This is a genomic window from Brevibacterium litoralis (assembly GCF_040212315.1).
Taxonomy (GTDB): Bacteria; Actinomycetota; Actinomycetes; order Actinomycetales; family Brevibacteriaceae; genus Brevibacterium; species Brevibacterium litoralis.
Window position 1 is genome coordinate 1 of sequence record NZ_JBDIUY010000037.1, and the last position, 25,997, is coordinate 25,997.

General features: G+C 70.1%; 18 protein-coding genes, 3 tRNA genes and 2 pseudogenes. 13 read left to right on the forward strand and 10 right to left on the reverse strand.

Going from position 1 to position 25,997, the window contains the following annotated elements:
* Positions 1–53: 53 nt before the first annotated feature.
* The 3 genes from AAD496_RS12810 to AAD496_RS12820 all read right to left on the reverse strand — a co-directional run bounded on the left by AAD496_RS12810 (position 54) and on the right by AAD496_RS12820 (position 3,574).
* On the reverse strand, positions 54–677 hold the full coding sequence (locus tag AAD496_RS12810) for a hypothetical protein (protein ID WP_349829194.1): 624 nt from the start codon (positions 675–677) through the stop codon (positions 54–56).
* A gap of 717 nt (positions 678–1,394) precedes the next feature.
* A complete protein-coding gene (locus tag AAD496_RS12815) occupies positions 1,395–2,831 on the reverse strand; it encodes an MFS transporter (RefSeq protein WP_349829195.1) in 1,437 nt (478 codons plus the stop codon).
* Positions 2,832–3,184: 353 nt separating this feature from the next.
* On the reverse strand, positions 3,185–3,574 hold the full coding sequence (locus AAD496_RS12820) for a helix-turn-helix domain-containing protein (protein ID WP_349829196.1): 390 nt from the start codon (positions 3,572–3,574) through the stop codon (positions 3,185–3,187).
* A 407-nt stretch (positions 3,575–3,981) separates the two neighbouring features.
* Between AAD496_RS12820 and AAD496_RS12825 the strand changes: the two genes are divergently transcribed.
* From AAD496_RS12825 to AAD496_RS12845, 5 genes and pseudogenes are all read left to right on the forward strand, one after another.
* Positions 3,982–4,527, forward strand: coding sequence for an HAD domain-containing protein (locus tag AAD496_RS12825; RefSeq protein WP_349829197.1), 546 nt, complete (start codon positions 3,982–3,984; stop codon positions 4,525–4,527).
* Positions 4,528–4,703: 176 nt separating this feature from the next.
* A complete protein-coding gene (locus AAD496_RS12830) occupies positions 4,704–5,468 on the forward strand; it encodes a LamB/YcsF family protein (RefSeq protein ID WP_349829198.1) in 765 nt (254 codons plus the stop codon).
* Positions 5,465–7,279, forward strand: a pseudogene (locus tag AAD496_RS12835) (5-oxoprolinase subunit B/C family protein); the annotation flags it as partial. The gene AAD496_RS12830 and the pseudogene AAD496_RS12835, both read left to right, overlap by 4 nt.
* A 96-nt stretch (positions 7,280–7,375) precedes the next feature.
* The gene (locus tag AAD496_RS12840) at positions 7,376–9,271 is read left to right on the forward strand and encodes an acetyl/propionyl/methylcrotonyl-CoA carboxylase subunit alpha (RefSeq protein ID WP_349829300.1); all 1,896 of its coding nucleotides are present in this window, start codon (positions 7,376–7,378) and stop codon (positions 9,269–9,271) included.
* 89 nt (positions 9,272–9,360) lie between these two features.
* Positions 9,361–10,056 carry a GntR family transcriptional regulator gene (locus AAD496_RS12845; protein ID WP_349829199.1) on the forward strand — a complete coding sequence of 232 codons (696 nt, stop codon included), beginning with the start codon at positions 9,361–9,363 and terminating at the stop codon, positions 10,054–10,056.
* 152 nt (positions 10,057–10,208) lie between these two features.
* On the opposite strand, the pseudogene AAD496_RS12850 reads toward AAD496_RS12845, so the two are convergent.
* Positions 10,209–10,634, reverse strand: a pseudogene (locus AAD496_RS12850) (hypothetical protein); the annotation flags it as partial.
* Positions 10,635–10,931: 297 nt separating this feature from the next.
* Between AAD496_RS12850 and AAD496_RS12855 the strand changes: the two are divergent.
* The 6 genes from AAD496_RS12855 to AAD496_RS12880 all read left to right on the forward strand — a co-directional run bounded on the left by AAD496_RS12855 (position 10,932) and on the right by AAD496_RS12880 (position 17,770).
* Complete coding sequence (locus tag AAD496_RS12855; RefSeq protein ID WP_349829200.1) at positions 10,932–12,209, forward strand: MFS transporter; 1,278 nt, start codon at positions 10,932–10,934, stop codon at positions 12,207–12,209.
* 167 nt (positions 12,210–12,376) lie between these two features.
* A complete protein-coding gene (locus AAD496_RS12860; RefSeq protein ID WP_349829201.1) occupies positions 12,377–13,171 on the forward strand; it encodes a transporter substrate-binding domain-containing protein in 795 nt (264 codons plus the stop codon).
* 200 nt (positions 13,172–13,371) lie between these two features.
* Positions 13,372–14,190 carry an ABC transporter substrate-binding protein gene (locus tag AAD496_RS12865; RefSeq protein WP_349829202.1) on the forward strand — a complete coding sequence of 273 codons (819 nt, stop codon included), beginning with the start codon at positions 13,372–13,374 and terminating at the stop codon, positions 14,188–14,190.
* Between the two features lie 122 nt (positions 14,191–14,312).
* Positions 14,313–15,107, forward strand: coding sequence for an amino acid ABC transporter permease (locus tag AAD496_RS12870; protein ID WP_349829203.1), 795 nt, complete (start codon positions 14,313–14,315; stop codon positions 15,105–15,107).
* 5 nt (positions 15,108–15,112) lie between these two features.
* The gene (locus tag AAD496_RS12875) at positions 15,113–15,889 is read left to right on the forward strand and encodes an amino acid ABC transporter ATP-binding protein (RefSeq protein ID WP_349829204.1); all 777 of its coding nucleotides are present in this window, start codon (positions 15,113–15,115) and stop codon (positions 15,887–15,889) included.
* Positions 15,890–16,054: 165 nt separating this feature from the next.
* Positions 16,055–17,770, forward strand: coding sequence for a thiamine pyrophosphate-dependent enzyme (locus AAD496_RS12880; protein WP_349829205.1), 1,716 nt, complete (start codon positions 16,055–16,057; stop codon positions 17,768–17,770).
* A 103-nt stretch (positions 17,771–17,873) separates the two neighbouring features.
* On the opposite strand, the gene AAD496_RS12885 is transcribed toward AAD496_RS12880, so the two are convergent.
* A complete protein-coding gene (locus tag AAD496_RS12885; RefSeq protein WP_349829206.1) occupies positions 17,874–19,232 on the reverse strand; it encodes an aspartate aminotransferase family protein in 1,359 nt (452 codons plus the stop codon).
* 139 nt (positions 19,233–19,371) lie between these two features.
* On the opposite strand from AAD496_RS12885, the gene AAD496_RS12890 reads away from it, so the two are divergent.
* Positions 19,372–21,474, forward strand: coding sequence for a bifunctional metallophosphatase/5'-nucleotidase (locus tag AAD496_RS12890; protein WP_349829207.1), 2,103 nt, complete (start codon positions 19,372–19,374; stop codon positions 21,472–21,474).
* 82 nt (positions 21,475–21,556) lie between these two features.
* Here AAD496_RS12890 and AAD496_RS12895 read toward each other — a convergent pair whose 3' ends face one another.
* Both AAD496_RS12895 and AAD496_RS12900 read right to left on the reverse strand, forming a co-directional pair.
* Positions 21,557–22,537 carry an LLM class flavin-dependent oxidoreductase gene (locus AAD496_RS12895; RefSeq protein WP_349829208.1) on the reverse strand — a complete coding sequence of 327 codons (981 nt, stop codon included), beginning with the start codon at positions 22,535–22,537 and terminating at the stop codon, positions 21,557–21,559.
* A 137-nt stretch (positions 22,538–22,674) separates the two neighbouring features.
* On the reverse strand, positions 22,675–23,670 hold the full coding sequence (locus AAD496_RS12900) for an EamA family transporter (protein ID WP_349829209.1): 996 nt from the start codon (positions 23,668–23,670) through the stop codon (positions 22,675–22,677).
* A gap of 200 nt (positions 23,671–23,870) precedes the next feature.
* Here AAD496_RS12900 and AAD496_RS12905 point away from each other — a divergent pair, with 200 nt between their 5' ends.
* On the forward strand, positions 23,871–25,214 hold the full coding sequence (locus AAD496_RS12905) for a LamG domain-containing protein (RefSeq protein ID WP_349829210.1): 1,344 nt from the start codon (positions 23,871–23,873) through the stop codon (positions 25,212–25,214).
* Between the two features lie 283 nt (positions 25,215–25,497).
* On the opposite strand, the gene AAD496_RS12910 is transcribed toward AAD496_RS12905, so the two are convergent.
* The 3 genes from AAD496_RS12910 to AAD496_RS12920 all read right to left on the reverse strand — a co-directional run bounded on the left by AAD496_RS12910 (position 25,498) and on the right by AAD496_RS12920 (position 25,844).
* Positions 25,498–25,573: transfer RNA gene (locus tag AAD496_RS12910), tRNA-Phe, on the reverse strand.
* A gap of 76 nt (positions 25,574–25,649) precedes the next feature.
* A tRNA-Asp gene (locus AAD496_RS12915) sits at positions 25,650–25,723 on the reverse strand.
* A gap of 48 nt (positions 25,724–25,771) precedes the next feature.
* A tRNA-Glu gene (locus AAD496_RS12920) sits at positions 25,772–25,844 on the reverse strand.
* Positions 25,845–25,997 lie beyond the last annotated feature (153 nt).

A 25,997-nucleotide genomic window follows, 5' to 3' on the forward strand; every position in this document is an offset into this window, starting at 1 on the left:
TGTGCGCACACGACATCTCACACCGTTTCCTGCAACTCACGTTCCGCGCGGTGTCACATCCAGAGGATCGGCGTCGCGTCCTTCTCGGTGACGAAGGCGGCCGGATCGCAGGCACGGACGGTCGCGTCGACGCGGTACTTGATCTTGCGCATGGCGTACTGCCCGCGCTCCTTGCCCTCGTCCATGTGCCAGTCGGTGAACCCGAAGACGACGCGATGGTTCCGCTCGTCAGGCATGACGACGACGGCCTCCCAGTCGTAGCGCGGCAGATGGCCGGTGAGCTTCCCGAGCGCACGGGAGAATGTGCTGCGCGGCCGCCCGAGCAGTCCGTAGCGGATGTGCTGCTCGGTCTCCTCGATGATCTCGAGTCCGTCGAAGTGCTCGTCCTCCCCGAGGATGAACCGGTGGATCTGGGTGCGGAACAGGTCGGGGTCGACGTCCGTCGCATAGTGCCACGACCGACCGGTGAAACGGACCGGCGCAGGTGCCCCGACCGTCGCGACCACGGCGTCGGGTCCCGCGCTACCGCCGATCGTCACGCTCCCGCGGTCACGGTTCCGGACGCCGGAGGGCGCCTGCGCGGACCGCTCCGCCAGCTGCCGCACGAACCGGTTCCCCAGCCACGTGATGACCAGCAGACCTGCCAGAACACCGAGCACCGCCACCAGAACAGCCATCTCGCTCCCTCTCCCCGTCCTGTCCCCTCACGGGACCCGAGCGCGGCCGGACCGCGGTCGAAAGTTTCCGTCGTGTGAAATCGACGTTACGACTGGTTCGGCCGAAATGGGACCCGGAACAGGCATCGCCTTGCTCACAGCCCATATCGCGGGCAACCCTTCCAAATCCGAAGGATCCGCCCTCCCGCCGGCGAGGCGCCCCACCCCCACTCACACCCCGCGCGCTCCGCGTCCGCCCCGGGGCGCCGGCCTCGGCCGCAGAATGTGGCATTTATGCAGGTCAGGACAGGCGAAGCCGCAGTTCCCGCACCTCCGTCCGATGCCCCGAGGACAACATCGGCTCACCCTCCATTCATCCGCATTCCACAGACCGGAAAGACTTACTCGCGAGTAACAAGGCCCGCGCGCACTCGCCTGTGACCAAGAACACGTGACGACGAGTGGTGGGTACCGTCACGCCGCGCGACCCGCACCACGCGCGCAAACCGTCATGTGGAACGACAGAAGCGACCAGAGCCGTCCACTGGGCAGTTCCTCCCATCGAGTGGGCGCTCCCTCCCGCCCACTGGGCACTGCCCGACACAGAACCGCCGCCGAGGTGCCCTGCACGTGGCATGTCACGTGCAGGGCACCTCGGCGGCGGGATCTACTGCCCAGTCGACGGCAGGGAGCGCCCGCTCGACAGCAGGAAGCGCCCGGTCGACGGTGGGGAGACCGTCAGGCGATCTCGTTCTCGTAGTCGGCGTCCTTCGTCTCGCGGCACAGCGCGATGAAGACGGCGCAGACGGCGGAGGCGAGGGCGACGTAGACACCGACGGACCAGATCGACCCGCCCTCGTTCTGCCACAGGGCGATGAGCACGAAGGGCGCGGGGCCCGCGCCGATGACCGAGCCCATGTTGTAGGCGATCGCCGAACCCGTGTAGCGGACGTTGACCGGGAAGAGTTCGGGCAGGAAGGCGGCCATCGGGCCGAAGGTGAGGCCGACGAAGGCGAAACCGACGACGAGCGCGACGACGACCCCTGCCGTCCCGGCGGTGAACAGAGGCTGGGCGACGAGCCCGTAGACGATCGACAGGGCCGTGCCGATGAGCAGGATCCTCTTGCGGCCGAACCGGTCGGTGAGGAACCCGGAGGCGAAGATCGCCGCGGCGAAGGCGAGCTCGCCGATGATGAGGTAGGTGAGGAACTCGGTCTTCTCGTACCCCAGACCCGGCACGAAACCGGTCGGATCGAAGGAGTTCCCGGCAGCCGCGGCGGCCGCAGCGGCCTGCTCGACCGTCGCCGGGGACGAACCCCAGGTGAGGGTGAACGAGGTCATGAAGTAGAAGACGACGTAGGTGCCGACCATCGCCATGGTGCCGAGGATCAGCGGCCACCAGCTGGTCCGGAACACCTGACCGAGTGGCGCCTTGGCGACCTTCTGGGCCTCCTCGGCCTTCTGAAAGGCCGGGGTCTCCATGAGCTGGAACCGGACGTACAGACCGACGGCCACGAGCAGCGCGGAGAGCAGGAACGGCACACGCCAACCCCAGCTCAGGAACGCCTCCTCGGAGACCAGGGCGGCGATCGCGAGGAACACGAGGTTCGCGCCGATGAAGCCGGCCGGCGCACCGAGCTGCGGGAAGATGCCGAACAGCGCACGCTTGCCCTTCGGCGCGTTCTCGGTGGCCAGGAGCGCCGCACCCGACCACTCGCCACCGAGACCGAGCCCCTGGGCGAACCGCAGGATCACGAGGAACAGTGGCGCGAGGATCAACCAGCCGGGCGCATGTGCCGTCGGCAGCACACCGATGAGGACGGTGGCCAGGCCCATGATGAGCAGCGAGGCGACGAGCGTCTTCTTCCGTCCGATCCGGTCACCGAAGTGCCCGAACAGCACCGAGCCGAGCGGCCGGGCGACGAAGGCGACACCGAAGACCGCGAAGGACGCGAGCAACTGCGTGGTCGACGTCTGGTTGGGGAAGAAGAGCGCCGGGAAGACGAGCGAGGATGCCGTCGCGTAGGCGTAGAAGTCGAAGAACTCGATCGTCGTTCCGACCATCGAGGCGGTGAGGACACGCCCCGGGGTGTTCGCCTTGCGGGCGGCGGCGACCTTGGCGCTGTCGCCGGTCGTCGTGACCTCCGCAGAGGCCTGGTCGTTCGTCACGGACATGGATGTGTACCTCGAGGAAGCGTGAGTGGCGCGGAATGGACGAGGCACGACAGTACGCCGACGTCTCACGAAGTGAACATCGGTCCACATAGTGGGAAAAGGGCCCGGCCTGCGCCACAGCCCCCTCATCAGCTCAAGACGGCCCGTCGGGCCGCACCACGACGCCAACGAGGCGCCTGCGGAGTGCACATGTGACGCGCACTCGGCAGGCGCCTCGGGAGCGGGAAGGGGAGGGCTGCGATCCGGGCGGCGAGGCCGCCGGCAGGGTCAGCGATGGACTCAGCAGTGGGGTGCCGGGGCGCGGGCGGCGTCGGGCTCAGCGGTGGGGTGCCGGGGCGCGGGCGGCGATTCGGTCAGCGGGCCTCGGGCCAGTCGAGCCACAGGCCGGGCACACGCTCGCACACGCGGGCGGCGAGGTTGCGCCACCAGTCGACCGGCATGCCGGGATCGTGGTGCCACTGGTGGACCTGGTCGGCGTTGCGCGGGATCGTCATCGGCCAGCGCTCCTCGTTGTCGGCGAATTGCCGGGTGTAGCGCTCGACGACCTCGGACGTGCGGTCGGCGAGGACCGTGAGCTCCTCGGACACCGAGACGGGCACGGGCGACTCGCCGGTCCCCCACTTGCGCACGGTACGCGGGGAGACGCCGAGATGATCGGCCAGCCAGCTGTCTGAGAGGCCGAGGAATTCGCGGGTCGCACGGAAGGTCGCGGAGTTCATGAGAACGGGTGCGTCTGTCTGCATGGGTTGTCACCTGTGGGTCGAGGACTGCGGTGGACGGCCGCCGGGGATGGTCGGTCGTGGTGTACGTCCGGTTCAACTGCTTTCCACCGGAAAGATAATTACATATGGGTAATCACTTGAGAGATATTACCGCCGGTGAGCCTGCTCCGCCCTGTGAAATCACCTACATCGGGAACCGTTCACCACGCGCCCGGGCGTGTCCACTTCACCGCGGAACACACCCCGGAACCATCGGTAGGGGATGATACGAGGGGTGATCTCCCACCGACGGCCCGGCCTGCTCAGCATGCCAGGTCGTGGCCGGTTCCGACAGGGCCTGCGGAGATCCCACGGGCCGGCCCGTGCGCCTGGTCTCGCCACGCGGGCCCGGCCTTCCCGTCACCCCGGTTCCGGGTCATCCTGAACGGATGCGTACCCATGTGTTCCTCGACATCGACGGCGTCCTCGTGATGGAGCCGACCCCGCCCCTCCCACCAGGCCGTCGGTCGGCGGACGTCCGCGTGGCCGACGGAAGGTTCGTCCCGGTGTCCTGGGACGACGGGGTGATCGCCGACCTCGGCGCACGGCTCTCCCACCCCGACACCACCGTCACGACCGTGAGCACCTGGGAACACGACGCACCCGCACTCTTCCGCACTCTCGGCCTCCCGGAAGTTCTCTGGCTGACCCTGCCCGAGGTGCCGATCGACTACTCGAACTCCCCGCAGATCATGGAGCGCAAACGCGCGGCGGTGAGCGCCCACCTGACGAGCGCGGCCGCGGACGACACCATCCCTGACCGGATCCTGTGGATCGACGACCACCACTCCAAGGACCCGGAGACCCGGGCCGCCCTCGCCGCCGAGGTCTCCGCCGAGGCCGGCCCCGACACCTCCACTCTCATCCTCGCCCCTTGGGCCCGTGAGTGCCTCACCGCCGCCCATCTCGACGAGATCCGCGCCTTCCTGGGCTGAGTTCATCGCCGCCCGATCCCCGGCACCCCACCGCTGCTCAGGGCTGAGTAGGACGCCGCCCGGCAGGGGTTGCACAGATCACGTCGAGGAGTAGGATTGTTGAACAATCTTTCGACCGTGCGCCGTCCCACCCGCGTACACCGTCCCACCCGTGAGTCTCGACGAGGAGATCCCCCGTGCCCACCCCCACCATCGACCTCAACTCCGATCTCGGGGAGTCCTTCGGGGGCGTGTCCGTCGGTGACGACGCCGCGATGCTCGACCTCGTCTCCTCGGCGAACGTCGCCTGCGGGTTCCACGCCGGAGACCCCCACGGCATCGCCCGGACCCTCCGCGCCGCAGCCGCACGCGGCGTCACCGTCGGCGCCCACCCCGCCTACCAGGACAGGGTGGGTTTCGGCCGCCGGTTCGTCGACTACGACCCGGCCGAACTCGCCGACGAGGTCCTCTACCAGGTCGGCGCCGTCGATGCGCTGGCCCGCGCGGCCGGTACCCGGGTGCGCTACGTGAAGCCACACGGCGCGCTCTACAACACGATCGTCCACCACGAGGCCCACGCCCGCGCCGTCGTCGAGGGGGTCCGTGCCTTCTCCCCCGATCTCCCGCTCCTCCTTCTCCCGGGCGCCGTCGCCGCGCGGTTCGCGCAGGATGCCGGCCTGCCCGTCGTCCGCGAGGCCTTCGCCGACCGCGCCTACGAACCCGACGGCACGCTTGCCTCCCGCCGCTCACCGGGGGCCGTCGTCACCGATCCCGCCGCCGTCCGCGACCGCGTGGTCCGCATGGCCACCGAGGGCACGGTCCTCGCCCGCGACGGGTCCGTCGTCCACCTCGACACCTCCTCGATCTGCATCCACGGCGACAGCCCCGGCGCCGTCGCGATGGCCTGCGAGGTCCGCGCGGCCCTCACCGAGGCGGGTATCCGTATCGAGGCGTTCGCATGACCCTCCCCCTCCGCGGCGTCCGACCCGTCGGGGACCGTGCCGCCCTCCTGGAGTTCGACGACCTCGAGGCCGTCATGGCCTGGCACGCCGACCTCGGCGCACGCAGGCCTGCCGGGGTCGTCGACCTGGTCGCGGCCGCCCGCACCGTCCTCGTGACGGCTGACGGCCCCCGTCGCCTGGCGGAGGTGCTGGACGAGGTGCGGCGCCGTCCTGTGTCCGCGGGCGCCTCGGCGGCGGGGAAAGAGGTCGAGATCCCGGTCGTCTACGACGGGGAGGATCTCGCGGACCTCGCCGCCCACTACAACATGTCTGCCCCGGCGCTCGTCGCCCGCCACCAGGAGCAGGTGTGGGTCGCGGCCTTCGGCGGGTTCGCACCCGGGTTCGCCTACTGCAGCCCCGTCGACCCCGTTCTCACCTGGGACACGCCGCGGCGCGCCACGCCCCGCACCGCGGTGCCCGCCGGGTCCGTGGCCCTGGCCGGCGGATTCTCCGCCGTCTACCCGCTGGCCTCTCCTGGCGGGTGGCAGTTGATCGGGCGCACCGACGTGGCGATGTGGGACGAGTCCCGCTCCGAGCCCGCACTCCTGGCACCCGGCGACCGGGTCCGCTACCGCGCCGTGCGGGAATCGCTCCGGACCCGCGCCGACTCCGCCGAGGCGCCCTCCACTCCCCACACCACGTCGTCTCATGCCGAGGGCCGGAACCCGGAGGAACGGGACACGGGAATACCCGCCACGGGTTCCACAGAACCTCCGGGGCCCGACGCCCACGACAGCGACCGTTCCGGCACCCCCGCACGCCCCGGTTTCCGTATCGAGGCGACCGGATTGCAGACCCTCGTCCAGGACCTGGGCCGCGCCGGGGCCGGCGACATGGGGGTGAGCCCCGGAGGCGCGGCCGACCGGTCCGCCGCCCGCCGGGCGAACGCACTCGTCGGCAATCCGGCGGGTGCCGCCGTCCTGGAGAACCCGCTCGGGGGCCTGGTCGTCCGGGCCGTCGACGACCTGGTCCTCGCCGTCACGGGGGCGAGCGCCGAACTGCACCTCGACGAGGCCCCGGTCCTGGGGGGCACCCCGTTCGTCGTGCCCGCCGGATCCCGGTTGTCGATCGGCCGGACCACCGCCGGTGCACGGGTGTACGTGGCCGTCCGCGGTGGGGTCGAGGCATGTCGGAGTCTCGGATCGGCCGCCACCGATGTCCTCTCCGGCCTCGGCCCCGACCCGCTCAGGGCCGGTCAGGAACTCCGCGTCGGACGCCCACCCGGCGAAGTGGTCGCGATCGCTGATCCCGCCACATCATGTGCTGGAGACTCAGCGGAGTCCGCCGGCGGAACCCGCGATTCCTCAGCACCTGATTCCCGCGCCTCCGCGGCAGGGTCCACCGCCCGCCTCCGGATCGTGCCGGGACCGCGGGACGACTGGTTCGCCCCCGGGGAACTCGATCGACTCTGCGCGACGACCTGGCGTGTCTCCCCCGCCTCGAACCGCACCGCACTCCGCCTCTCACCTCAGGGCCCCACGCCCCAGGAGGGCGCATCCGACTCATCGAGTGTGCGCGGATCGGCGTCCGAGTCCCCCGCAGACGCCGATCTGCGCACAGTCGATCAGGCGGCACCTCTCCGCCGCGCTGACGGGTACGAGGGAGTCGAACTCGCGAGCGAGGGGATGGTGGCCGGCTGTCTCCAGGTCCCGCCCGGGGGTGAACCGGTCCTGTTCCTCCGTGACCACCCCGTCACCGGTGGCTATCCCGTCATCGCGACGCTCGTCGCCTCCGAGGTCGACGCCGCCGCCGGGCTCGCACCCGGCGACACCCTCACCTTCACGTGGGACGCTCCCCCGACCGACACTGCCACCCCCGCACACGCTCCGTACCCCACGTCCCGCCCCACACCCCGAGGAGAGTCCCCCATGACCACCGTCCTCATCGCCAATCGCGGCGAGATCGCCGTCCGCATCGCGCGCGCGGCCCGTGACGCGGGGATCACCTCGGTCGCGGTGTACTCGGACGCCGATGCCGACGCCCTCCACACCCGGGTCGCGGACCGTGCGTTCCGACTACAGGGCACCTCGGCGGCGGACACGTACATGAACGTCCCGGCGCTGTTGGACGTGGCGGCCCGCGCGGGAGCGGACGCCGTCCACCCCGGTTACGGGTTCCTCGCGGAGAACGCGGACTTCGCCCGGGCCGTCCGCGCGGCCGGGCTCACGTGGATCGGGCCCGATCCGGAGACGATCGACGTGCTCGGCGACAAGGTGGCCGCCCGCGAGATCGCCCGGTCGGTCGGCGCACCGCTCGCTCCCGGCTCCGACGGCCCCGTCACCGGCTGGGAGGACGCCCGTGACTTCGCCACCGAACACGGCCTGCCGATCGCGGTGAAGGCCGCCTTCGGGGGTGGTGGGCGCGGCATGCGGGTGGCCCGGCGCATGGAGGACGTCGAGGACGCGTTCACCTCCGCGGTCCGGGAGTCGCAGGCGGCCTTCGGGCGGGGCGAGTGTTTCGTCGAGAAGTTCCTCGACCGCCCCCGCCACGTCGAGGCGCAGGTCCTCGCCGACACCCACGGCCAGGTCGTCGTCCTCGGCCTGCGGGACTGCTCCCTGCAACGGCGCAACCAGAAGCTCGTCGAGGAGGCGCCCGCCCCCTTCCTCACCCCCGACCAGCGGGCGGCCGTGGTCCGCGGCGCCCGCGAGGTCGTCGCCGCGGCGGACTACGTGGGCGCCGGCACGGTCGAGTTCCTCGTGGCCGAGGACGGCACGGTCTCCTTCCTCGAGGTCAACACCCGCGTCCAGGTCGAACACCCCGTCACCGAGGCGACCACCGGCGTCGACATCGTCGCCTGGCAGTTCCGGATCGCCGCCGGTGAGCGGCTGGACCTCCCCGTCGACCCCGACACCGGCATGGTCCCGGCCACCGGCCACGCCCTCGAGTTCCGCCTCAACGCCGAGGACGTCGCCCGCGGCTTCGTCCCCTCCCCCGGCACCGTCACCCGCTTCGAGGCGCCCACCGGCCCCGGCCTGCGCACCGACACCGGTGTCACCAGCGGCGGCACGGTGCCCGGCTTCTACGACTCGCTCATGGCCAAGCTCATCGTGTGGGGTGCGACCCGCGAGCAGGCGCTGGCCCGCGCCCGCGACGCCCTCGCCGAGACCGTCATCGAAGGCGTGGCGACCGTCCTGCCCTTCCACCGCGCCCTCGTCGACCACCCCGACTTCACAGCCGCCCGGGGCACCACCGCCGCCGAGGCGTCCTCCCCCGGGCACTCCCCCGCCGCGGGTGCCCCGGGAGACGGGGAACCGGGAGCAGGGGAACAGGGTTCCCGGTTCCGGGTGCACACGCGCTGGATCGAGACGGACTTCGCGGACGCCGTGGAGGAGTTGGCCGAGCGGGCGCGGCGTGCCGACCACGGGGTCGGCACCGGCGACTCGGGGCGTGCGACGTTCACGATCGAGATCGACGGCGAGCGCCACGAACTCGGTCTGCCCCCGGAATTCGTGTCGGCGCTGGCAGCGGGCACGGCCGGTGGAGCATCCGGAACAGGTGGCCGGGCGTCCGGTGCCCGTCGCGACGGGAACACCGTCACGAGCCCCTACGCGGGGTCGCTCGTGTCCTGGGCCGTCGAGGACGGAGCGACCGTGTCGGCCGGTGACACGGTGGCCGTCATCGAGGCGATGAAGATGGAATCGCCCGTCACCACGGAGATCGCGGGGCGTGTCCGGCGTGCCGATCTGTCCCCGGGGGACACGGTCGAACTCGGCACGACCCTCGCGGTCGTCGAACCCGTGGACGACCCGGAAGCGACCCGGTGATGACCGCCGCGACGAGTCCTGTCCCACCCGGAAGCACACCGGAAAGGTCGACGGATGTCGGGACGTCGCCGGGCGACTCGGCAGCGAGCGTGGCCGAACGGGTGATCCGGGAGCGGATCGCTTCGGGCGCGCTGGGCCCTGGCGAGAAACTGGGCGAGGTGGGGCTCGCGGCGGACCTGCAGGTCTCCCGGAACACGCTGCGGGAGGTATTCGCCGCCCTCGACGGTGACGGACTCGTCGACCGGGTTCCGCACCGCGGGGTGTTCGTCGCCTCGCCGGGCCGCGCCCTCATCGACGAAGTGTTCCGCCTGCGGACCCTGCTCGAACCCGCGGCTCTCCTCTGGGCGCCCGATCTCGACGTCCCGGCCCTCCGCACCTGCGTCGACGCGGCCCGCGCCGCCCGTGACCGTGCCGACAACCGTCGACCGGGCACGTCCTCCCCGTCCTCGGGGCACTCCCTCGCCCCCGACGGCGCCGAGGCCGACACGGTGGCGGGCTCCACGGTTCCGTCCCTCGCCGAGGCGAACCAGGAGTTCCACCGCACCATCGTCGCGGCGGCCGGGTCCGCGTACGTCGACGCCGTCGCCGGACGGGCACTCGCGCTCATGCGACTGGCCTTCCACCGGGCGGCCGCGGTGTCCACCGGGTTCCACGAGCCCTATGTCGAGCGCAATGCCGCGATCGTCGACCTCCTCGAAGCGGGCGAGCGCGCCGCGGCGGCCGAGCGCATGCGTGACTATCTCCATCGCGCCCGCGCGGAACTCCTCACGCTCCTGCCCGACTGAGTCGCCGGAGCCGACGGGGCCGACCCGCGCCTACGACCAAAACGTCGTTCGACGGGTCATTTGTCTCGCAGTCACGCAGGACTACGAGACAAATGACCCGTCGAACGACATCGACCTCGCAATCCCGAGGAAGCTCGGCCGGCTCAGGCGAAGAGTGCGTTGAGGCCCAGCCCCGTCCCACCGATGTTCCCGATGTTGAAGACGACGCCACCGATGAACACGAGGGCGGCGAGCACCCAGCCGATCCCCGGCAGGACACGGTTGCCCAGTTCGTTCGCGCGCAGGCCGGTCACACCGATCACCCGCCACACGTCGAGCTGGATACAGATGTCGACGACCACGGACACGACGATCGCGAGCACGAAGGCGGCACCGAGCTGGACGGTGAAGACCGTGGTCTGCGTGATGAAGCCGGGGTCCACGGAGCTCGTGGCCATGAGGAACATCGCGCCGAGGATCGCAGACCGCCCGGCCCCGGCCTTCACCCGATCCGTCACGGACCGGTCGGCGGGCTCCACGCCGGGCGAGTCCCCGGAGGTGTCGGTGGCGCCTGGGCGCACAGGAGTGTCGTCGGGCATGACGGTGACTTTCGCAGGGGGAACGGGAGAAAGAAGAAAGCGCCCGTGGGTCGTGGGGCCGCTGCGGGACCACGTGGGCGCAAATTGTTGAACAACCTAACGGGACCGGGAGGACGCGGGCAATACCCGGGGCACGTGTGGGATGTCATGTGACTCCCCCGGTCCGGGACGGTGTGCACGGCAGGCACTCGCGCGTAGCCTGGACGGGCACGGTCCGTGTCGATCGATCACCAGCGAGCGCCGAACACCGGCGGGCCCCACCGTGCACCCCTCGACGACGATTCCCCCAGGAGACGTATGCCCTCGTCCCGCCCGCCCGAGCACCCGACGGCCCCAGCGCCGGCCCAGGTGACGACACCCACGGACACCGCCGAGGCGCCCGTCCCCCGCCGCGTCGCCGCCTTCGCGATCCTCGCGCTCGCGACGGGCTCGTTCGGGATCGGCGTCACGGAGTTCGCGTCGATGGGCGTGCTACCGCTCATCGCCGAGGGCCTGGGCACCACCGTCCCCGAGGCCGGCCACGCCGTCTCCGCCTATGCGATCGGCGTCGTCGTCGGCGCGCCCCTCATCGCGATGTTCACCTCCCGGTGGAACCGCCGCACGCTCATGCTCGTGCTCATGGCGGTGTTCATCGGCGGCAACCTCCTGTCCATGGTCGCCCCCTCGATGTCGACCCTGCTCGCCGCCCGCTTCGTGTCCGGCCTGCCGCACGGCGGGTTCCTGGGTCTCGGCGCGGTCGTCGCGGCCCGCCTCGTCGCCCCGAACCGCCGCGGCACCGCCATGGCCCGGGTGATGCTCGGGCTCACCGTCGCGAACATCGTCGGCGTCCCGGCGGCCACGGCGCTGGGCAACGGACTCGGGTGGCGGACGGTCTACGGGCTCGTCGCGCTCCTCGGCGTCCTGTCCTTCAGTGCGCTCTTCGCCTGCATCCCGCGCCACGTGCCGCACACTCCGTCGAGCGTAGTCGGCGAGTTCCGGACCCTCGGCCGCACCCAGGTGTGGCTGCCACTCCTGGCAGGTTCCGTCGGCTTCGGCGGCATGTTCGCCCTCTACACGTACATCACGCCGACCCTCACGGAGATCACCGGCGTCCCGCTCGGCGTCATGCCGTGGATCCTCGCGCTGTTCGGCGTCGGCATCACCGTCGGCTCCCTCGTCGCCGGTCCCGCAGTGGACCGCTCGGTCGACCGTTCCGCGTTCGCCGGCGTCATCATCATGGGCGTCGTCCTCCTCGTGTTCGGACTGTTCACCCAGGTCACCTGGGTCGCGATCCTGTGCGTGGGCACCATCGGCATCGGCTCGTCCATGTTCACCACGGCCCTCCAGGCCCGCCTACTGCGCGAGACCCCGGACGCCCCCTCCATGAGCGCGGCCATGAACCACGCCGCGTTCAACCTCGCCAACGCCTTCGGGGCGTTCCTCGGCGGCCTCGTCGTCACCGCCGGGCTCGGGTACCGCGCGCCGGCCCTCGCCGGCATGGGCCTCACCGTCGCCGGCGTCCTCGTGCTCGGCCTCGCGCAGCTCCTCTCCCGCCGCGCCACCCGCCGGCGGGCCCGCACCGTCGTCGAGGTGTGAACCCCGCCCGTCCACCCTGCGGACGGTGTTTCGAGAGGACCACGTGATTCCAACCACGAAGTTGGATATTTATTCATTCACCCCCGTACCGTTGCATAGGTATGTACTGGGGTGGACGAGCGGATGATCCGGTCGATGCCCCACCGACCGCACCGGAACGGGGAACCATGACCACCTTCACCAAGATCGCCCTCTCGACGCTCGCTGCCGGCTCCGCACTCGCCCTGGCCGCCTGCGGTGGCTCCGGCGAGACCGAAGCGGCCGCGGGCCCGCTGAACACCGAGGGGAAGCTCGTGCACTGCATGAACGCCCCCTACGAGCCCTTCGAGGTGGCCGAGGGCGACGAGTTCGTCGGCTTCGACATCGACCTCGGGAAGGCACTCGCCGAGCACATGGGCGTCGAGTACGAGGCCGTCTCCGTCAGCTTCGACACCCTGGAGTCCGGCGTGGCACTCACCTCCGGCCAGTGCGACATCGTGCTCGCCGGTATGGCGATCACGGACGAGCGCGCCTCGAAGATGGACTTCTCGGCGCCCTACCTCAACGACAACCTCGCGCTGCTCACCGCCGAGGGCTCCGACATCGCCGGTCTCGAGGACATCGCGGGCCTGAACGTCGGCGCCCAGCAGGGCACGACCGGTGAGGACCTCGCCACCGACAACGGCGCGACCGTCGTCCAGTTCGAGGACGCCGCCCTCCAGGTCCAGTCGGTGCTCACCGGCCAGACCGAGGCCGTCATCGCCAACGTCTCGATCGTCGCGACCTCCGTCGCCGCGAACGAGGGCCTCATGATGGCCGCCGACCTGGAGACCGGCGAGCAGATCGGCGCCGCCGTCGAGCAGGGCAACACCGAGCTCATGACCGCCTGGGAGGAGACCTTCGCGGCCCTCCAGGAGTCCGGCGACTACGACGCGCTCGTCGACGAGTGGTTCGGCGAGGTCGCCGACGCCGCTCGCGTCTGACGCCGCCCGCGCCCCGGCACCCCAACCGCAGGGTCTGACCATGTGACGGTTCCTGAACCGCCGCGGACGTCACGTACCTTTTACACGCCCGCAGCGGCCACGGTTGGATCACGCCGTTGTGACGCAGGTAACCTTTCTCCTCGCGTCAACTCGGCGGGATCCTCCCGCCACGCCGTACCCCTGAAGGGCTGACTCCTCTCATGAAGCGTTCTCTCTCCCTCGCCGCGATCGCCGCGGCAGGCCTGCTCACCCTCACCGCCTGCAACTCGTCCGGATCCGGTGAGGAAGGCGGCTACGTCACCGCCGGCAAGCTCACCATGTGCTCGGACATCCCCTACGAGCCCTTCGAGTACGTCGAGGACGGGGAGAACGTCGGCTTCGACATCGACCTCGCCACCGCCGTCGCCACCGACCTGGACCTCGAGCTGGAGGTCATCACGACCCCCTTCGAGGCGATCCAGTCCGGCACCGCCCTCGAGTCCGGCCAGTGCGACTTCGTCTTCTCCGGCATGGCCATCACGCCGGAGCGCGCGACGAAGATGGACTTCTCGAAGCCCTACCTCAAGGACAACCTGGCCCTCATGGCCACGAAGTCCAGCGGGATCTCCTCGATCGACGAGCTCGAGGGTGTCGAGGTCGGCGTCCAGCAGGCCACCACCGGCGAGGCCTACGCCGAGGAGGCCGGCACCGTCCCCGTCCAGTTCGAGGACGTCGGCCTGCTCAACCAGGCCATCGGCTCCGGCCAGGTCGACGCCGCGATCGCGAACGTCTCGACCATCTACTCGTCCACCCAGGCCAACGACGAGCTCCAGCTCGTCGAGGACTTCGAGACCGGCGAGGTCCTCGGTGCCGCCGTGAAGCTCGGTAACACCGAGCTCATGGACAGCATCGAGTCGACCATGTCGGGCCTCCGCGAGTCCGGGGAGTACGACTCGCTCGTCGACGAGTGGTTCGGCGACGTCGCGGACGCCGCGCGGATCTCCGACGAGGAGATCGAGGCCTTCTCCCTCGAGGGCTGATCTCCTCCCACCACTCCGCCCCCGAGGTGCCCTTCCCCCGGGCAGATCACCGCAGGTGATCGCCCTGCGGGCAGGGCGCCTCGGGCGCGGGAACACGCAACCATCCACCAGGAGTACGTTCCATGGCACTGACCATGCGCCAACGGGCGAAACTGTCGCGCGGGATCCAGTACGGGATCCTCGGCGTGGCGGTTCTCGTCATCGCCCTCGTCGCCGACTGGGGCACCATCTTCCGCGTCTTCTTCGATCCGCAGGTGATCGCCGACCAGTTCCCCGGCGTCATCCTCACGGCACTGAAGAACACGCTCGTCTACACGGCGCTCGGCTTCGTGCTGGGACTCTTCCTCGGTGTCGTGCTCGCGCTCATGAAGATCAGCTCGGTCGCGCCCTACCGGTGGATCGCGACGGTCTACATCGAGTTCTTCCGCGGGATCCCCGCGCTGCTCGTCTTCATCGCGCTCGGGTTCGGAATCCCGCTGGCCTTCGGCGTGCACTTCGGCACCCTCGTGACGGTCATGTTGGCGCTCGGCATCGTCGAGTCCGCCTACATCGCCGAGACCCTGCGCGCCGGCCTCCAGGCCGTCCCGAAGGGTCAGTACGAGGCGGCCCGGTCGCTGGGCATGAGCCACACGCGGGCCATGATGACCGTCGTCGTGCCGCAGGCCTTCCGGATCATCCTGCCGCCTCTGACCAACGAGATCATCCTGCTGACCAAGGACTCCTCACTCGTCTACCTGCTCGGTGTCACCGCCGCGCAGTACGAGCTCACCAAGTGGGGTCGTGAGGCGATCACGGAGCCGGCGGCCGGGCTGACGCCACTCGTCGTCGCCGGTGCCTGCTACCTGGTCATCACCCTGCCCCTGGGCTGGCTGGCCCGGACCTTCGAGAAGCGCAGCAACACGCGGAGCCGGAAGTGAGTGACATGAGCGAGAACACGGAGCTGGTCGTCGACTCCTCGGGTGCGACGATCACCGACCTCCACAAGTCCTACGGCAAGGTCGAGGTGCTCAAGGGCATCGACATGCGCGTGGACCCCGGCCAGGTCGTCTGCCTCATCGGGCCCTCGGGTTCGGGCAAGTCGACGCTGCTGCGGTGCATCAACGTCCTGGAGACCGCGAACGCCGGCACGATCGAGGTCGGCGGGTTCGAGGCGACCGACCCGGACGTCGACCTCGACGTCATGCGCCGCCACGTGGGCATGGTCTTCCAGCAGTTCAACCTGTTCCCCCACATGTCCGTGCTCGGCAACTGCACCGCCGCGCAGATCAAGGTGCTGAAGAAGCCGAAGGCCGAGGCCGAGCGGATCGCCCTCGACGCCCTCGACAAGGTGGGCATGAAGTCCTTCGCGGACCGCTACCCGGACCAGCTCTCCGGCGGTCAGCAGCAGCGCGTGGCGATCGCCCGCTCGCTGTCGATGCAGCCGAGCCTCATGCTGTTCGACGAGCCGACCTCCGCGCTCGACCCGGAGACCGTGGGCGAGGTGCTCGACGTCATGCGCAACCTCGCCGACGAGGGCATGACGATGATCGTCGTGACCCACGAGATGGGCTTCGCCCGCGAGGTCGCCGACAAGGTCGTCTTCATGGACGGTGGCGTGGTCGTCGAGCAGGGCGATCCGGCCGAGGTCATCGGCGCACCGCAGCACGAGCGCACGCGGACCTTCCTCCAGCGGGTGCTCAACCCCGGCGGGATCGACTGAGTCCGACGCCGCCCGAACCCCGGCACCCCACCGCTTCTGAAGCACCGACGCCGGTTCTGGACGCGCTGTGTGGTGTGGCCGCGCTATTTGATGAAATAGCGCGGCCACACCACACAGCGCGTCCGTCTTGCCCTCGCCGCGCGTTCCGTGCCTAGACTCCGGGGCATGACCTCCCCCACATCACAGTCCTCCGCTCCCGAGGCGCCCTCCACCCCCGATCCGTGCTCCGCGGGGCACCTGGTCGTCCGTCAGCTCGCCCGCCACGGGGTCGAACGCGTCTACTGCGTGCCCGGGGAGTCCTTCCTCGACGTCCTCGACGGGCTGCACGACTCCGACATCCGCACCGTCGTGTGCCGCCAGGAGGGCGGGGTCGGGTACATGGCCGCCGCCGAGGGGCGCATGACCGGTCGCCCCGGCATCGCCATGGTGACGCGCGGCCCGGGCGCGGCGAACGTCATGGTCGGCGTCCACAATGCCTTCCAGGACGCCACCCCGATGGTCGTCTTCGTCGGTCTGGTGCCCACCGAGCACCGGGGTCGCCACGCCTTCCAGGAGTTCAGTCTCGAAGGGTGGTTCGGGACGACGGCGAAGAAGGTGCTCGTCCTCGACGACCCCACCTCGGCCGCGCGGGTGGTCGCCGACGCGATGCACACCGCGGTCTCCGGCCGTCCCGGTCCCGTCATCGTCGGACTGCCCGAGGACCCGCAACACGTGGAGACGGACGGCCGCACCGTCACACCGCGTGCGGTCCCCTCACCTGCGCCGACGCGTGCCCAGATCGAGGCGGTCGAGGCAGCGGTCGCCGCGGCCGAGCGCCCCGTCCTCGTCGTCGGTGGTGAGTCCTGGACGCCCGGGGCGAGTACAGCGGTGGCCGATTGGGCGGCCGGGCTCGGGATGGGGATCATCGCCGATTTCCGCGCCTACGACGGGATCGACCACGCGCACCCGCACTACCTCGGCGCACTCGGGTTCGGCAGTTGGTCCGGGACCCGCGAGGTCCTCGACTCCGCCGATCTCCAGGTGTGGCTCGGGTGCGTCCGCGCCGACGTCCCCACGAACTCGTACGCCCTCGGCTGCACGCCGGACACGACGATCGTCATCGGCCGGGACCCCGATGCTCTCGGTCACCACGGACGGATCGACCAGCAGATCGTGTCGACCACGGAGGCCTTCGCCGAGGCGGTGTCCGGAGGGCAGTGCGCCTCGGCAGCGGGAGAAGGCACCGGGCAGATGTCCGCGGCGGTCGGTGGTGTCGGGTCCCTGCCGTGGATCGCGGAGACCCGTACGCGGTTCCTCGCGTGGCGGGAGCCCGGTGCCAGGCCGGACGCGGACCCGGCGTACGTCGACATGGACGCAGCGTTCGCCCAGGTGAGGGACCTGTTGCCGACGGACGCGATCATCACCTACGGGGCGGGCAACCACTCCGGCTGGGCGGCGCGGTACCTGCCGGTGCACGAGTTCCCCTCGGCGCTCGGCCCCCGGAACGGCTCGATGGGGTACGGCGTCCCGGCCGCGGTCGCGGCGGCTCTCGTGTTCCCCGAGCGGACGGTGTTCTCGATCGCCGGGGACGGATGTTTCATGATGAACGGGCAGGAGTTCGCCACCGCGGTGCAGCACGGTGCGAACGTGACGATCGTCGTGAACGACAACAGCGTCTACGGCACGATCCGTGGTCACCAGCAGAAGCACTACCCCGGCCGGCAGTCGGGCACGGCCCTGCAGAACCCCGACTTCGCGGCCTTCGCCCGGGCCTGCGGCGGGTTCGGCGCCCGGGTCGAGCGCACGGAGGACTTCCGGGAGGCCTTCGAGGAGGCCCTGTCGTACGAGGGCCCTGCGATCGTCCACTGCCTCACCGACCCCGAGGTGCGTTTCACCCGGTGAACGTCGAGCGGAGGGCACCTCGGGAAAAGTTCCAGTGTGGACTCCGTGGCGTTTCGGACCTCCTCGGACGCCACGGAAGTCCACACTGGAAGTCCCGCGTCGCTCATCCCTCCGTGAGGACTCGCTCGTAGACGTCGAGGCCGGCGTTCAATTCGTCCTCGCTGATGTTCAGCGGCGGGACGATGTGCAGCCGGTTGAAGTTGACGAAGGGCAGGATGCCCCCGGCCTTGAGCTTGCCGACCACCGCGTTCATCTCCGGTGAGGACCCGCCGTAGGGGCTGAGCTCCTCGCGGGTGTCCTTGTCCTTCACCAGGTCGATCGCCCACATGAGGCCGGTGCCGCGGACCTCGCCGACGATCGGGGACGCCTGGGCGATCGCCTGCAGACGGGGTCCGACCACGGTCTCGCCCAGGTGCGCGGCGTTCTCCACCATGCCCTCGTCGGCCATGACCGTCATCGTCGCGACGGCCGCGGCGCACGCCAAGGGGTGGCCGGAGTAGGTGAGGCCACCGGGGTAGGGCCGGTCCGCGAAGGTGTCGTACACGGCATCGCTCATGACCACGCCACCGAGCGGGACGTACCCGGAGTTCACACCCTTGGCGAAGGTGATGAGGTCCGGCACCACGTCGAAGTGTTCGAAGGCGAACCACTTCCCGGTCCGACCGAAACCGGCCATCACCTCGTCGGCGATGTACGTGATCCCGTAGTGGGTGCACAGCTCGCGCACGCCCTGCATGTACTCGACCGAGGGGACCATGACACCGGCCGTACCCGGCACTGACTCCAACACGAGGGCGGCGATCGTGTCCGGTCCCTCCAACTGGATGGTGCGCTCCAGGTGGCGCAGGGCGCGGGCGGTCTCCTCGGCCTCGGTCCTCGCGTCGAACTCCGAGCGGTAGAGGAAAGGCCCGAAGAAGTGGACCGTGCCGGCGTCCCCGGTGTCGTTGGGGACGCGGCGGGGGTCGCCGGTGACGTTGATGGCCAGGGTGGTGCCACCGTGGTAACTGCGGTACCGGGAGAGCACCTTGTGCTTACCGGTGTGCAGGCGGGCCATGCGGATCGCGTGCTCGATCGCGTCGGCCCCGCCGTTCGTGAAGAAGACGTGGTCCAGCCCCTCGGGCGTCCGCTCCACCACCAGGCGGGCGGCCTCCGAGCGGGCGGCGTTCACGTGGGCCGGGTTGATCGTCGTGATGAGGTCCGCCTGCCACTTGATCGCGTCGACGACGACCGGGTGTTGGTGGCCGATGTTCGTGTTCACCAGCTGGGAGCTGAAGTCCAGGTACGGGCGGCCGTCCTCGTCGTACACGTAGGAGCCCTGTGCCCGCGAGACCACCATCGGCGTGATCTGTTTCTGGGCCGACCAGCTGTGGAACACGTGGGCGCGGTCCAGCTCGTAGGCACGGGCGGACTCTGCGCGGATCGTATCGAGCTCCTCCGGGTCGAACTCGAGGGGTGCGGACATGGGTACCTCCTGATCGTGACGGCGCACCAATCCTAGGCGCGGACGGTGCCGTGTGTGCGCCCTGTCTCACGCGAGCCGTTCACCCCTCCGTCACCACCTGGACGCACGCTCGACGAAGAATGGGAATAGTCTGATAACCATGATGAGACTCCGTATCCCCGCCGCGCTCCTCGCGGCCGCAGTCATCACCCTCCCCGCCACCTCCGGCGCACTCGCACAGCCGACCCCCGCTCCCGAGGCGCCCTCCCCCACCGATTCCCTCTCCCTCTCCGTCCTCGCGACGACCGACGTGCACGGTCACGCGCTGAACTGGGACTACTTCTCCGACGCGCCCTACCCCGCGGGCGAGGAACTCGGATTGTCCCGCGCGAAGACCGTCGTCGACGGCATCCGCGCCGAGCGCGGCGAGGAGTCCGTGCTCCTGTTCGACAACGGTGACTTCATCCAGGGCAGCCCCCTCACCAGCTACTACTCCGCGACTTCGCCCGTGACCGAGACGGGCGAGGACCACCCGATGGCGCTGGCCGGCGACCTCATGGGCTACGACGCCCAGGTCGTCGGCAACCACGAGTACAACTACGGCCTCGACATGCTCGACCACTACACCGCTGCGGTGGACTACCCCGTGCTCGCGGCCAACGCCCTCGACGTCGACACCGGCGAGCCCTACTCCCAGCCCACCGCGATGATCGAGCGGACCGTCGAGGGGCAGACCGTGCAGATCGGTGTCCTCGGCCTCACGACGCCCGGGTCCCGCATCTGGGACAAGCAGCACCTGGAGGGCGAGGTCGAGTTCATCGACCCGGTGGTCGCCGCCCAGGAGTACGTCCCGCAGTTGGAAGCCGCCGGCGCGGACCTCGTCGTGGCCCTGTCCCACACCGGCAAGGACCCGGAGAGCCAGACCTGGGACCCCGCTGCCCTGTACGAGAACGTCGCGACCTCGATCGCCACCGAGGTGCCCGGCATCGACCTCGTCATCGCCGGCCACACCCACCGCGACGAACCCGAGGAGATCGTCACCCGCGCCGACGGGTCGCAGGCGCTCATCACCCAGCCGAACTACTGGTCGCGGTCCGTGAGCGAGGTCGACCTCACCCTCGTCCCGGACCCCGTGGCCGACGGGGAGTACACCGTCGACTGGACGGACTCCGTCCCCTCCGTCGTCCCCCACTACCTGCAGGGTGACGTCGCCGAGGACCCGGAGATGATCGACACGCTGGACACGCACCACGCGGCCACCGTCGACTACGTGAACCAGCGGATCGGCACCGCGACGGAGACCATGAGCGGAGCGACCAGCCGCTACGAGGACACCGCGATCATGGACTTCGTCGGGATGGTCATGACCGAGAACGTCCAGGCAGGGATCGCCGACACCGAGTACGCAAACCTGCCCGTGCTCGCGCAGACCTCCCCGTTCAGCCGCGATGCCGTCTTCCCACAGGGTGACGTGACCGTCCGCGACATGGCCGGCCTCTACATCTACGACAACACGCTCTCCGGTGTGACGATGACCGGCGCCCAGTTGCGCGACTACCTCGAGTTCTCCGCCCGCTACTTCCAGCAGGTCGAGGAGGGCGCGGACTTCGATCCGACCGCGGTGACGAACGCCTACATCGAGGCCGACGGCCGCGAGATCCCCGACTACAACTACGACGCGATCACCGGTGTCGACTACGACATCAACATCTCCCGCCCGGTCGGCGAGCGGATCGAGAACCTGCGTCACGCCGACGGCACGCCGGTCGCCGAGGACGACGAGTTCGTTCTCGCGATCAACAACTACCGGCAGTCGGGTGGCGGCGGCTTCCCGGTGGAGGACCTCGAGGAGGTCTACAACGAACTGCTACCCATCCGCGAGTCGATCATCGACTGGACCGTCGAGAACGAGGTGATCGACCCCGCCGACTTCTTCGTCGAGAACTGGGTCCTCACCGCGGAGACCCTCGACCGCACCGACGAGGGCACCACTCCGGAGCCGACCACCGAGCCCACCGCGGACGTCCCCACCGAGTCCCCCGCGACCGAGGCACCCTCCGCCGAGCCCACCACCGCACCGTCGGAGACGGCCACGCCCACCGACGACACCGGTGACGGTTCCGGCTCGACGGACACCGCGTCCGGTGACGACACCGGCGCACTGCCCCGCACCGGCGTCGAGATCGCCGCGTACGTGGGCCTCGGCCTGCTGCTCGCCGCGGCCGGGACCGGCGCGGTCGTCATGAGCCGCCGCCGCGGCTGACCTCCCCACGCGTACGCGAACCGCCGCCGAGGTGCCCTGTCCGGGGCACTTCGGCGGCGGTTCGCGTGTGGGAAGGGGGCCTTCAGAACCAGGCGTCGGCGACGAGCTCCAGCGAGCGTTCGCGGACGGCCGGGTCGAAGGCGTAGGTGACGGTGATGAGCTCGTCGGCGCCGATCCGCTCGGCGAAGGTCTCCATCTCGTCGACGACCGTGGTCGGCGAGCCGACGGCGGAGATGCTGAGCATCGGGTTGACCGGCAGGGGCAGGCTGCCCGGGTCGACCGGCGGCTGGAGCTTGCGGCGGCGGCCGGTGGCGACATCGGCGAACATCTGCTGCAGGGACGTGTACTCGCGCTCGGCGGCCGCATCCGTGTCGGCGGCGAGCACGTTGATGCCGGCCATGACCCGGGGTTCCTCGATCCGGGCGGTGGGCGACTCGGTGGTGAAGCTGTCGCGGTAGACCTGCACCGCCTGGTCGATCTGGTCGGGTGCGAAGTGGCTGGCGAGCGAGAACGGCAGTCCCAACTGGCCGGCGATCGCCGCGCCGTTGACGGTCGAGCCGAGCACCCAGATGGGTACCTCGGTCCCGGCGGAGACGGCCGAGGCGATCGGCATGCTGCGCCCGGTCCCCTCGGATCCGAACCAGCCCTGCATGTCGTGGATGTTCCCGGCGAAGGCCTGCGGTTCGGCCGAGGACCGGGCGAGCGCCTGTGCGGTCATCCGGTCGGTCCCGGGTGCGCGACCGAGGCCCAGGTCGATGCGGTCGCCGTGGACGTTCGCGAGCGTGCCGTACTGCTCGGCGACCATGAGCGGCGCGTGGTTGGGCAGCATGACGCCGCCGGCGCCGACCCGGATCCGCTCGGTCCGCGTGGCCGCCTGGTCGATGAGGAGCGCGGTCGCGGACGAGGCGAGGTTCTCCGTGTTGTGGTGTTCGGCGAACCACAGGCGGGTGTAGCCCAGGCGGTCGGCCAGTTCGGCCGCCCGCATCGACGCCTCGATGGCGTCACGGGCAGTGGAGCCCTCCGGGATGGAGACGAGGTCGAGGATGCTGAGCGGGAGGGTCACGATGCGATGTCTGCTTTCGTCGGGAGGGTGCCGGGTTTCCGGATCACGGGCGTACTCCGGGGCCAACCGTGGTGCCGGAGTGTGTATTCCACGATGAGCCCCGAATCACCGTCGACGCGATATGTGTCGTGGCCGCGCTATTCGACGGAATAGCGCGGCCGCACCGCACAGCGCGGCCGGGTCCGCTCCTCCACCGTCGTCGGGGCGAGTGCGAGGACGAGGAGCACGAGGCCGATGAGACCGAGTCCCACCCAGCCGAGGGCGGAGAGCACCTCGCCGACGACCACCACCGCGAGGACCGCGGCGACCGCCGGCTCGACGAGCGTGATCGTCGTCGCCGTGCTCGCCGGTACCCGGGTGAGGCCGAACCCGAAGAGCAGGTAGCCGAGGAACATGGGCACGAGCGCCATGTACGCGGCCACCCCGAAGGCCGTCCCGCTCGCCACCAAGGGGGCACCCGTGACGAGGAGGACGGGGAGCAGCAGAAGGCCTCCCCCGCCGAACACCGCGCCCATGGCGGCCGATCGCCGGATCCCGTCCCCCATGAGGCGGTGGACCACCCACGAGTACGTCGCGTAGGTGAGACCGGCGAGGAGACCCAGCCCGATGCCGAGTGCCGTGGTGAGGGACGCGGAGGGCGCCTCGGCGGCGGATCCGGACGTGGCGGCGAGCGCGGCGGAGATGCCCGGGCCGTGGGCCTCGGGTCCGGCCAGGCACAGCAGCAGGCCGCCGACCATGCCGAGTCCGGCGGCGAGCATCCACCAGCGGCTGAGCGCACGGCCGTTGACGAACCGGTCGAGCACCCCGGAGGCCAGCGGCGCCGAGGCGAGCGAGACGACGGAGCCGACCGCCACCCCGGCCAGGTGCATGGAGGAGTAGAACGCGAGCGGGTAGATCGCGACGGCGAGCGCGCCGAGGGCGATGATCCCGGCACGTCGACGCAGGTGGGAGCGGGCGCGACGGAGGGACTTCAGGGCGATGAGCGCCTGGAGCAACCCGCCGATCCCGAGCGCGGCGGCGCCGATGGCCAGCGGGCCCGCCGTGGGGGCGAAGGTCGCGGCGGTGCCGGTCGTGCCCCACAGGACGCCGGTGATCGTGATGGCGAGGACGCCGGGGGCCCGGGTGGAATTCACGGGGCCATTCTGTCGTCATACCCATCGCGGCCGCACCCACGTCCGGGCCGCGGACGGGGCCGCGGTTCACGGCTTGTTCACCGCGGGTCCTCGACGTCGACTTCGCCGGTGGGACCACCACCGAGCACGTCACAGGCGCCACCGGACAGACCTGGGGCGAACCCCTCTTCGGTGAGGACGCCGCACTCGGGCTGCCGACCATGCGTTCGACCGGCGACGACGCCGTGACCGTCCCCTTCGACCACGCCTGGACGGAGATCGCCGAGGGCGGCTTCGCCTTCGAGCGCGTCTTCTCCCTCCAGGCCCCGGCCACGTCCGGGAACCTGTGCTCGGTCACGGAGGCCGGGGGCGCCTCGTTCGCGCTGTTGTCGGGCACCGAACTGGGCTTCTACGCCTCCCTCACCGGTGCGAGCGGGTACACGATCGCCGACTCCGACCGGACGCTCGACCTCGATACCTGGCACCACGCACTGGCCACCTACGACGGTGCGACGCTCTCGCTGTACATCGACGGCGAACTGGTCGACGAACTCCCGGCCTCCGGCACGCTGCGGACCCCGACCGCGCCGGCCGGGGACAAGTTCGGGATCGGTTTCGAGGTCGGCGACGTCCCGGTGCCTCCCCCGGCACCGGAGGTCGTGATCGACGTCGACTTCGCCGACGGAGCCCCGGTCGACCGGGCACAGGACGCCGCCGTCACCGAATGGGGTGAACCGACCTACGGGACGGACGCGGAGACCGGCCCGCCGGTGTTCACGACCGACGGCGACGACGCCGCTTCCTTCGCCTTCGTCGACCAGTGGGGCCACCTCGCCCAGGACTTCACCTGGGAGTGCGTGTTCAAGCTGGACGCGCCGGGCTCGAACCAGAACCTGTGCTCGGGCACCCAGACCGGCGGTATGTCCTGGCACATCCTGCCGAGTGGCGAGCTGACGCTTGCCATGCGCACCACGGAGTACTCCGGTTACCAGTACGTCGGTGGGGTCACTCCCGAGGTCGGCACCTGGCACCACGCCGCCGTCTCCTGGGACGGGACGACCGCGACCTTCTACCTCGACGGTGAGATCGTCGCGCAGGAGGCGATCGGCGGGACGCTCACCTCACCTGCGGGTTCGGCCGCTGAGAAGATCGTCATCGGTGGTGACACGGAGCCCACCGGTATCGGGTTCTGGAGCCCGCCCGCGTCCTACGCCGGCATGACCATCTGGTCCCGGGCCCTCACCGCGGACGAGGTGTTCCAGGCCGGCAAGGACTGGGGCCTCCTCGAGGATCCCGCGGTCGAAGGATCGACCCCGACGATCGTGTCCGACCACAAGAAGGGCTTCGGCCCCGGTGTGACGATCACGGTCGAACCCGGTGAGTGGTCCGCGGGTGCCGAACTCGCCTACCAGTGGTTCGTCGACGGTGAGGCCGTCGAGGGCGCGACCGGCACGGAGTTCAAGATCTCGGGCAAGCACCAGGGCTCGACCGTCACGGTCGAAGTGACCGGCACGCTCGACGGTCACCTGCCGACGACACTCAGCTCGGATCCGATCCAGATCTGAGGGTCCGGCCGGTATCTGATCGGTCGACATCCCACGTGACCGTAGGTGATCCCCGGGTTCCCCCGGGGATCACCTGCTGGACGGTCAGCGGTCCCGGCAACCTGGTGCTGGACACCCGGGGGTTCCGCCGATCAGATGCTGAAGAACCTGAGGTCTGCCCGCCGGATCTCGCAATTCATCCAGCACTTGATCGCGCCAGCCTCCAGATTTCCAGAACCTGGTGGCTTCCCCACCCCGGAACACGACGAAGCCCCGGACTTCCGTGGAAGTCCGGGGCTTTCGGTGGTGGCTCCGACCGGCGTCGATCCGGTGACCTTTCGATTTTCAGTCGAACGCTCTACCAACTGAGCTACAGAGCCGAGCGATGAGTGGTCTCACCAGGACGTCGACCCTACGGCAACACCTGGGAGGTGTCACACCGGGACGAACATCCAGCGACTCCGACGGGACTCGAACCCGCGACCTCCGCCGTGACAGGGCGGCGCGCTAACCAACTGCGCCACGGAGCCAGATATCATGCTCGTGATATTCATTTGTGGTCCCGACTGGCGGGAACGTACCCCCAACGGGATTCGAACCCGTGTCGCCGCCGTGAAAGGGCGGTGTCCTAGGCCTCTAGACGATGGGGGCCCGGACTTTCGCCGTCACCGGCGTCAGAACCTCGTACAGCTTATCCCGACCGCACTGCGGGACGCAAAATCGAGGACCGGTGATCTCGATCACCGGCTGCTCCGGCGTCCGATGGCACCCACCGCCGACCCCGCCCGCCCATGCCGCACCACT

Excerpts from the sequence above, each read along its gene's own strand:
- AAD496_RS12890 (WP_349829207.1), top strand. The coding sequence starts at position 19,372 with ATGATGAGACTCCGTATCCCCGCCGCGCTCCTCGCGGCCGCAGTCATC.
- AAD496_RS12905 (WP_349829210.1), top strand. The coding sequence starts at position 23,871 with ATGCGTTCGACCGGCGACGACGCCGTGACCGTCCCCTTCGACCACGCC.
- AAD496_RS12810 (WP_349829194.1), bottom strand. The coding sequence starts at position 677 with ATGGCTGTTCTGGTGGCGGTGCTCGGTGTTCTGGCAGGTCTGCTGGTC.
- AAD496_RS12870 (WP_349829203.1), top strand. The coding sequence starts at position 14,313 with ATGGCACTGACCATGCGCCAACGGGCGAAACTGTCGCGCGGGATCCAG.
- AAD496_RS12820 (WP_349829196.1), bottom strand. The coding sequence starts at position 3,574 with ATGCAGACAGACGCACCCGTTCTCATGAACTCCGCGACCTTCCGTGCG.
- AAD496_RS12875 (WP_349829204.1), top strand. The coding sequence starts at position 15,113 with ATGAGCGAGAACACGGAGCTGGTCGTCGACTCCTCGGGTGCGACGATC.
- AAD496_RS12855 (WP_349829200.1), top strand. The coding sequence starts at position 10,932 with ATGCCCTCGTCCCGCCCGCCCGAGCACCCGACGGCCCCAGCGCCGGCC.
- AAD496_RS12885 (WP_349829206.1), bottom strand. The coding sequence starts at position 19,232 with ATGTCCGCACCCCTCGAGTTCGACCCGGAGGAGCTCGATACGATCCGC.
- AAD496_RS12825 (WP_349829197.1), top strand. The coding sequence starts at position 3,982 with ATGCGTACCCATGTGTTCCTCGACATCGACGGCGTCCTCGTGATGGAG.
- AAD496_RS12865 (WP_349829202.1), top strand. The coding sequence starts at position 13,372 with ATGAAGCGTTCTCTCTCCCTCGCCGCGATCGCCGCGGCAGGCCTGCTC.
- AAD496_RS12815 (WP_349829195.1), bottom strand. The coding sequence starts at position 2,831 with ATGTCCGTGACGAACGACCAGGCCTCTGCGGAGGTCACGACGACCGGC.
- AAD496_RS12840 (WP_349829300.1), top strand. The coding sequence starts at position 7,376 with ATGACCACCGTCCTCATCGCCAATCGCGGCGAGATCGCCGTCCGCATC.
- AAD496_RS12860 (WP_349829201.1), top strand. The coding sequence starts at position 12,377 with ATGACCACCTTCACCAAGATCGCCCTCTCGACGCTCGCTGCCGGCTCC.
- AAD496_RS12880 (WP_349829205.1), top strand. The coding sequence starts at position 16,055 with ATGACCTCCCCCACATCACAGTCCTCCGCTCCCGAGGCGCCCTCCACC.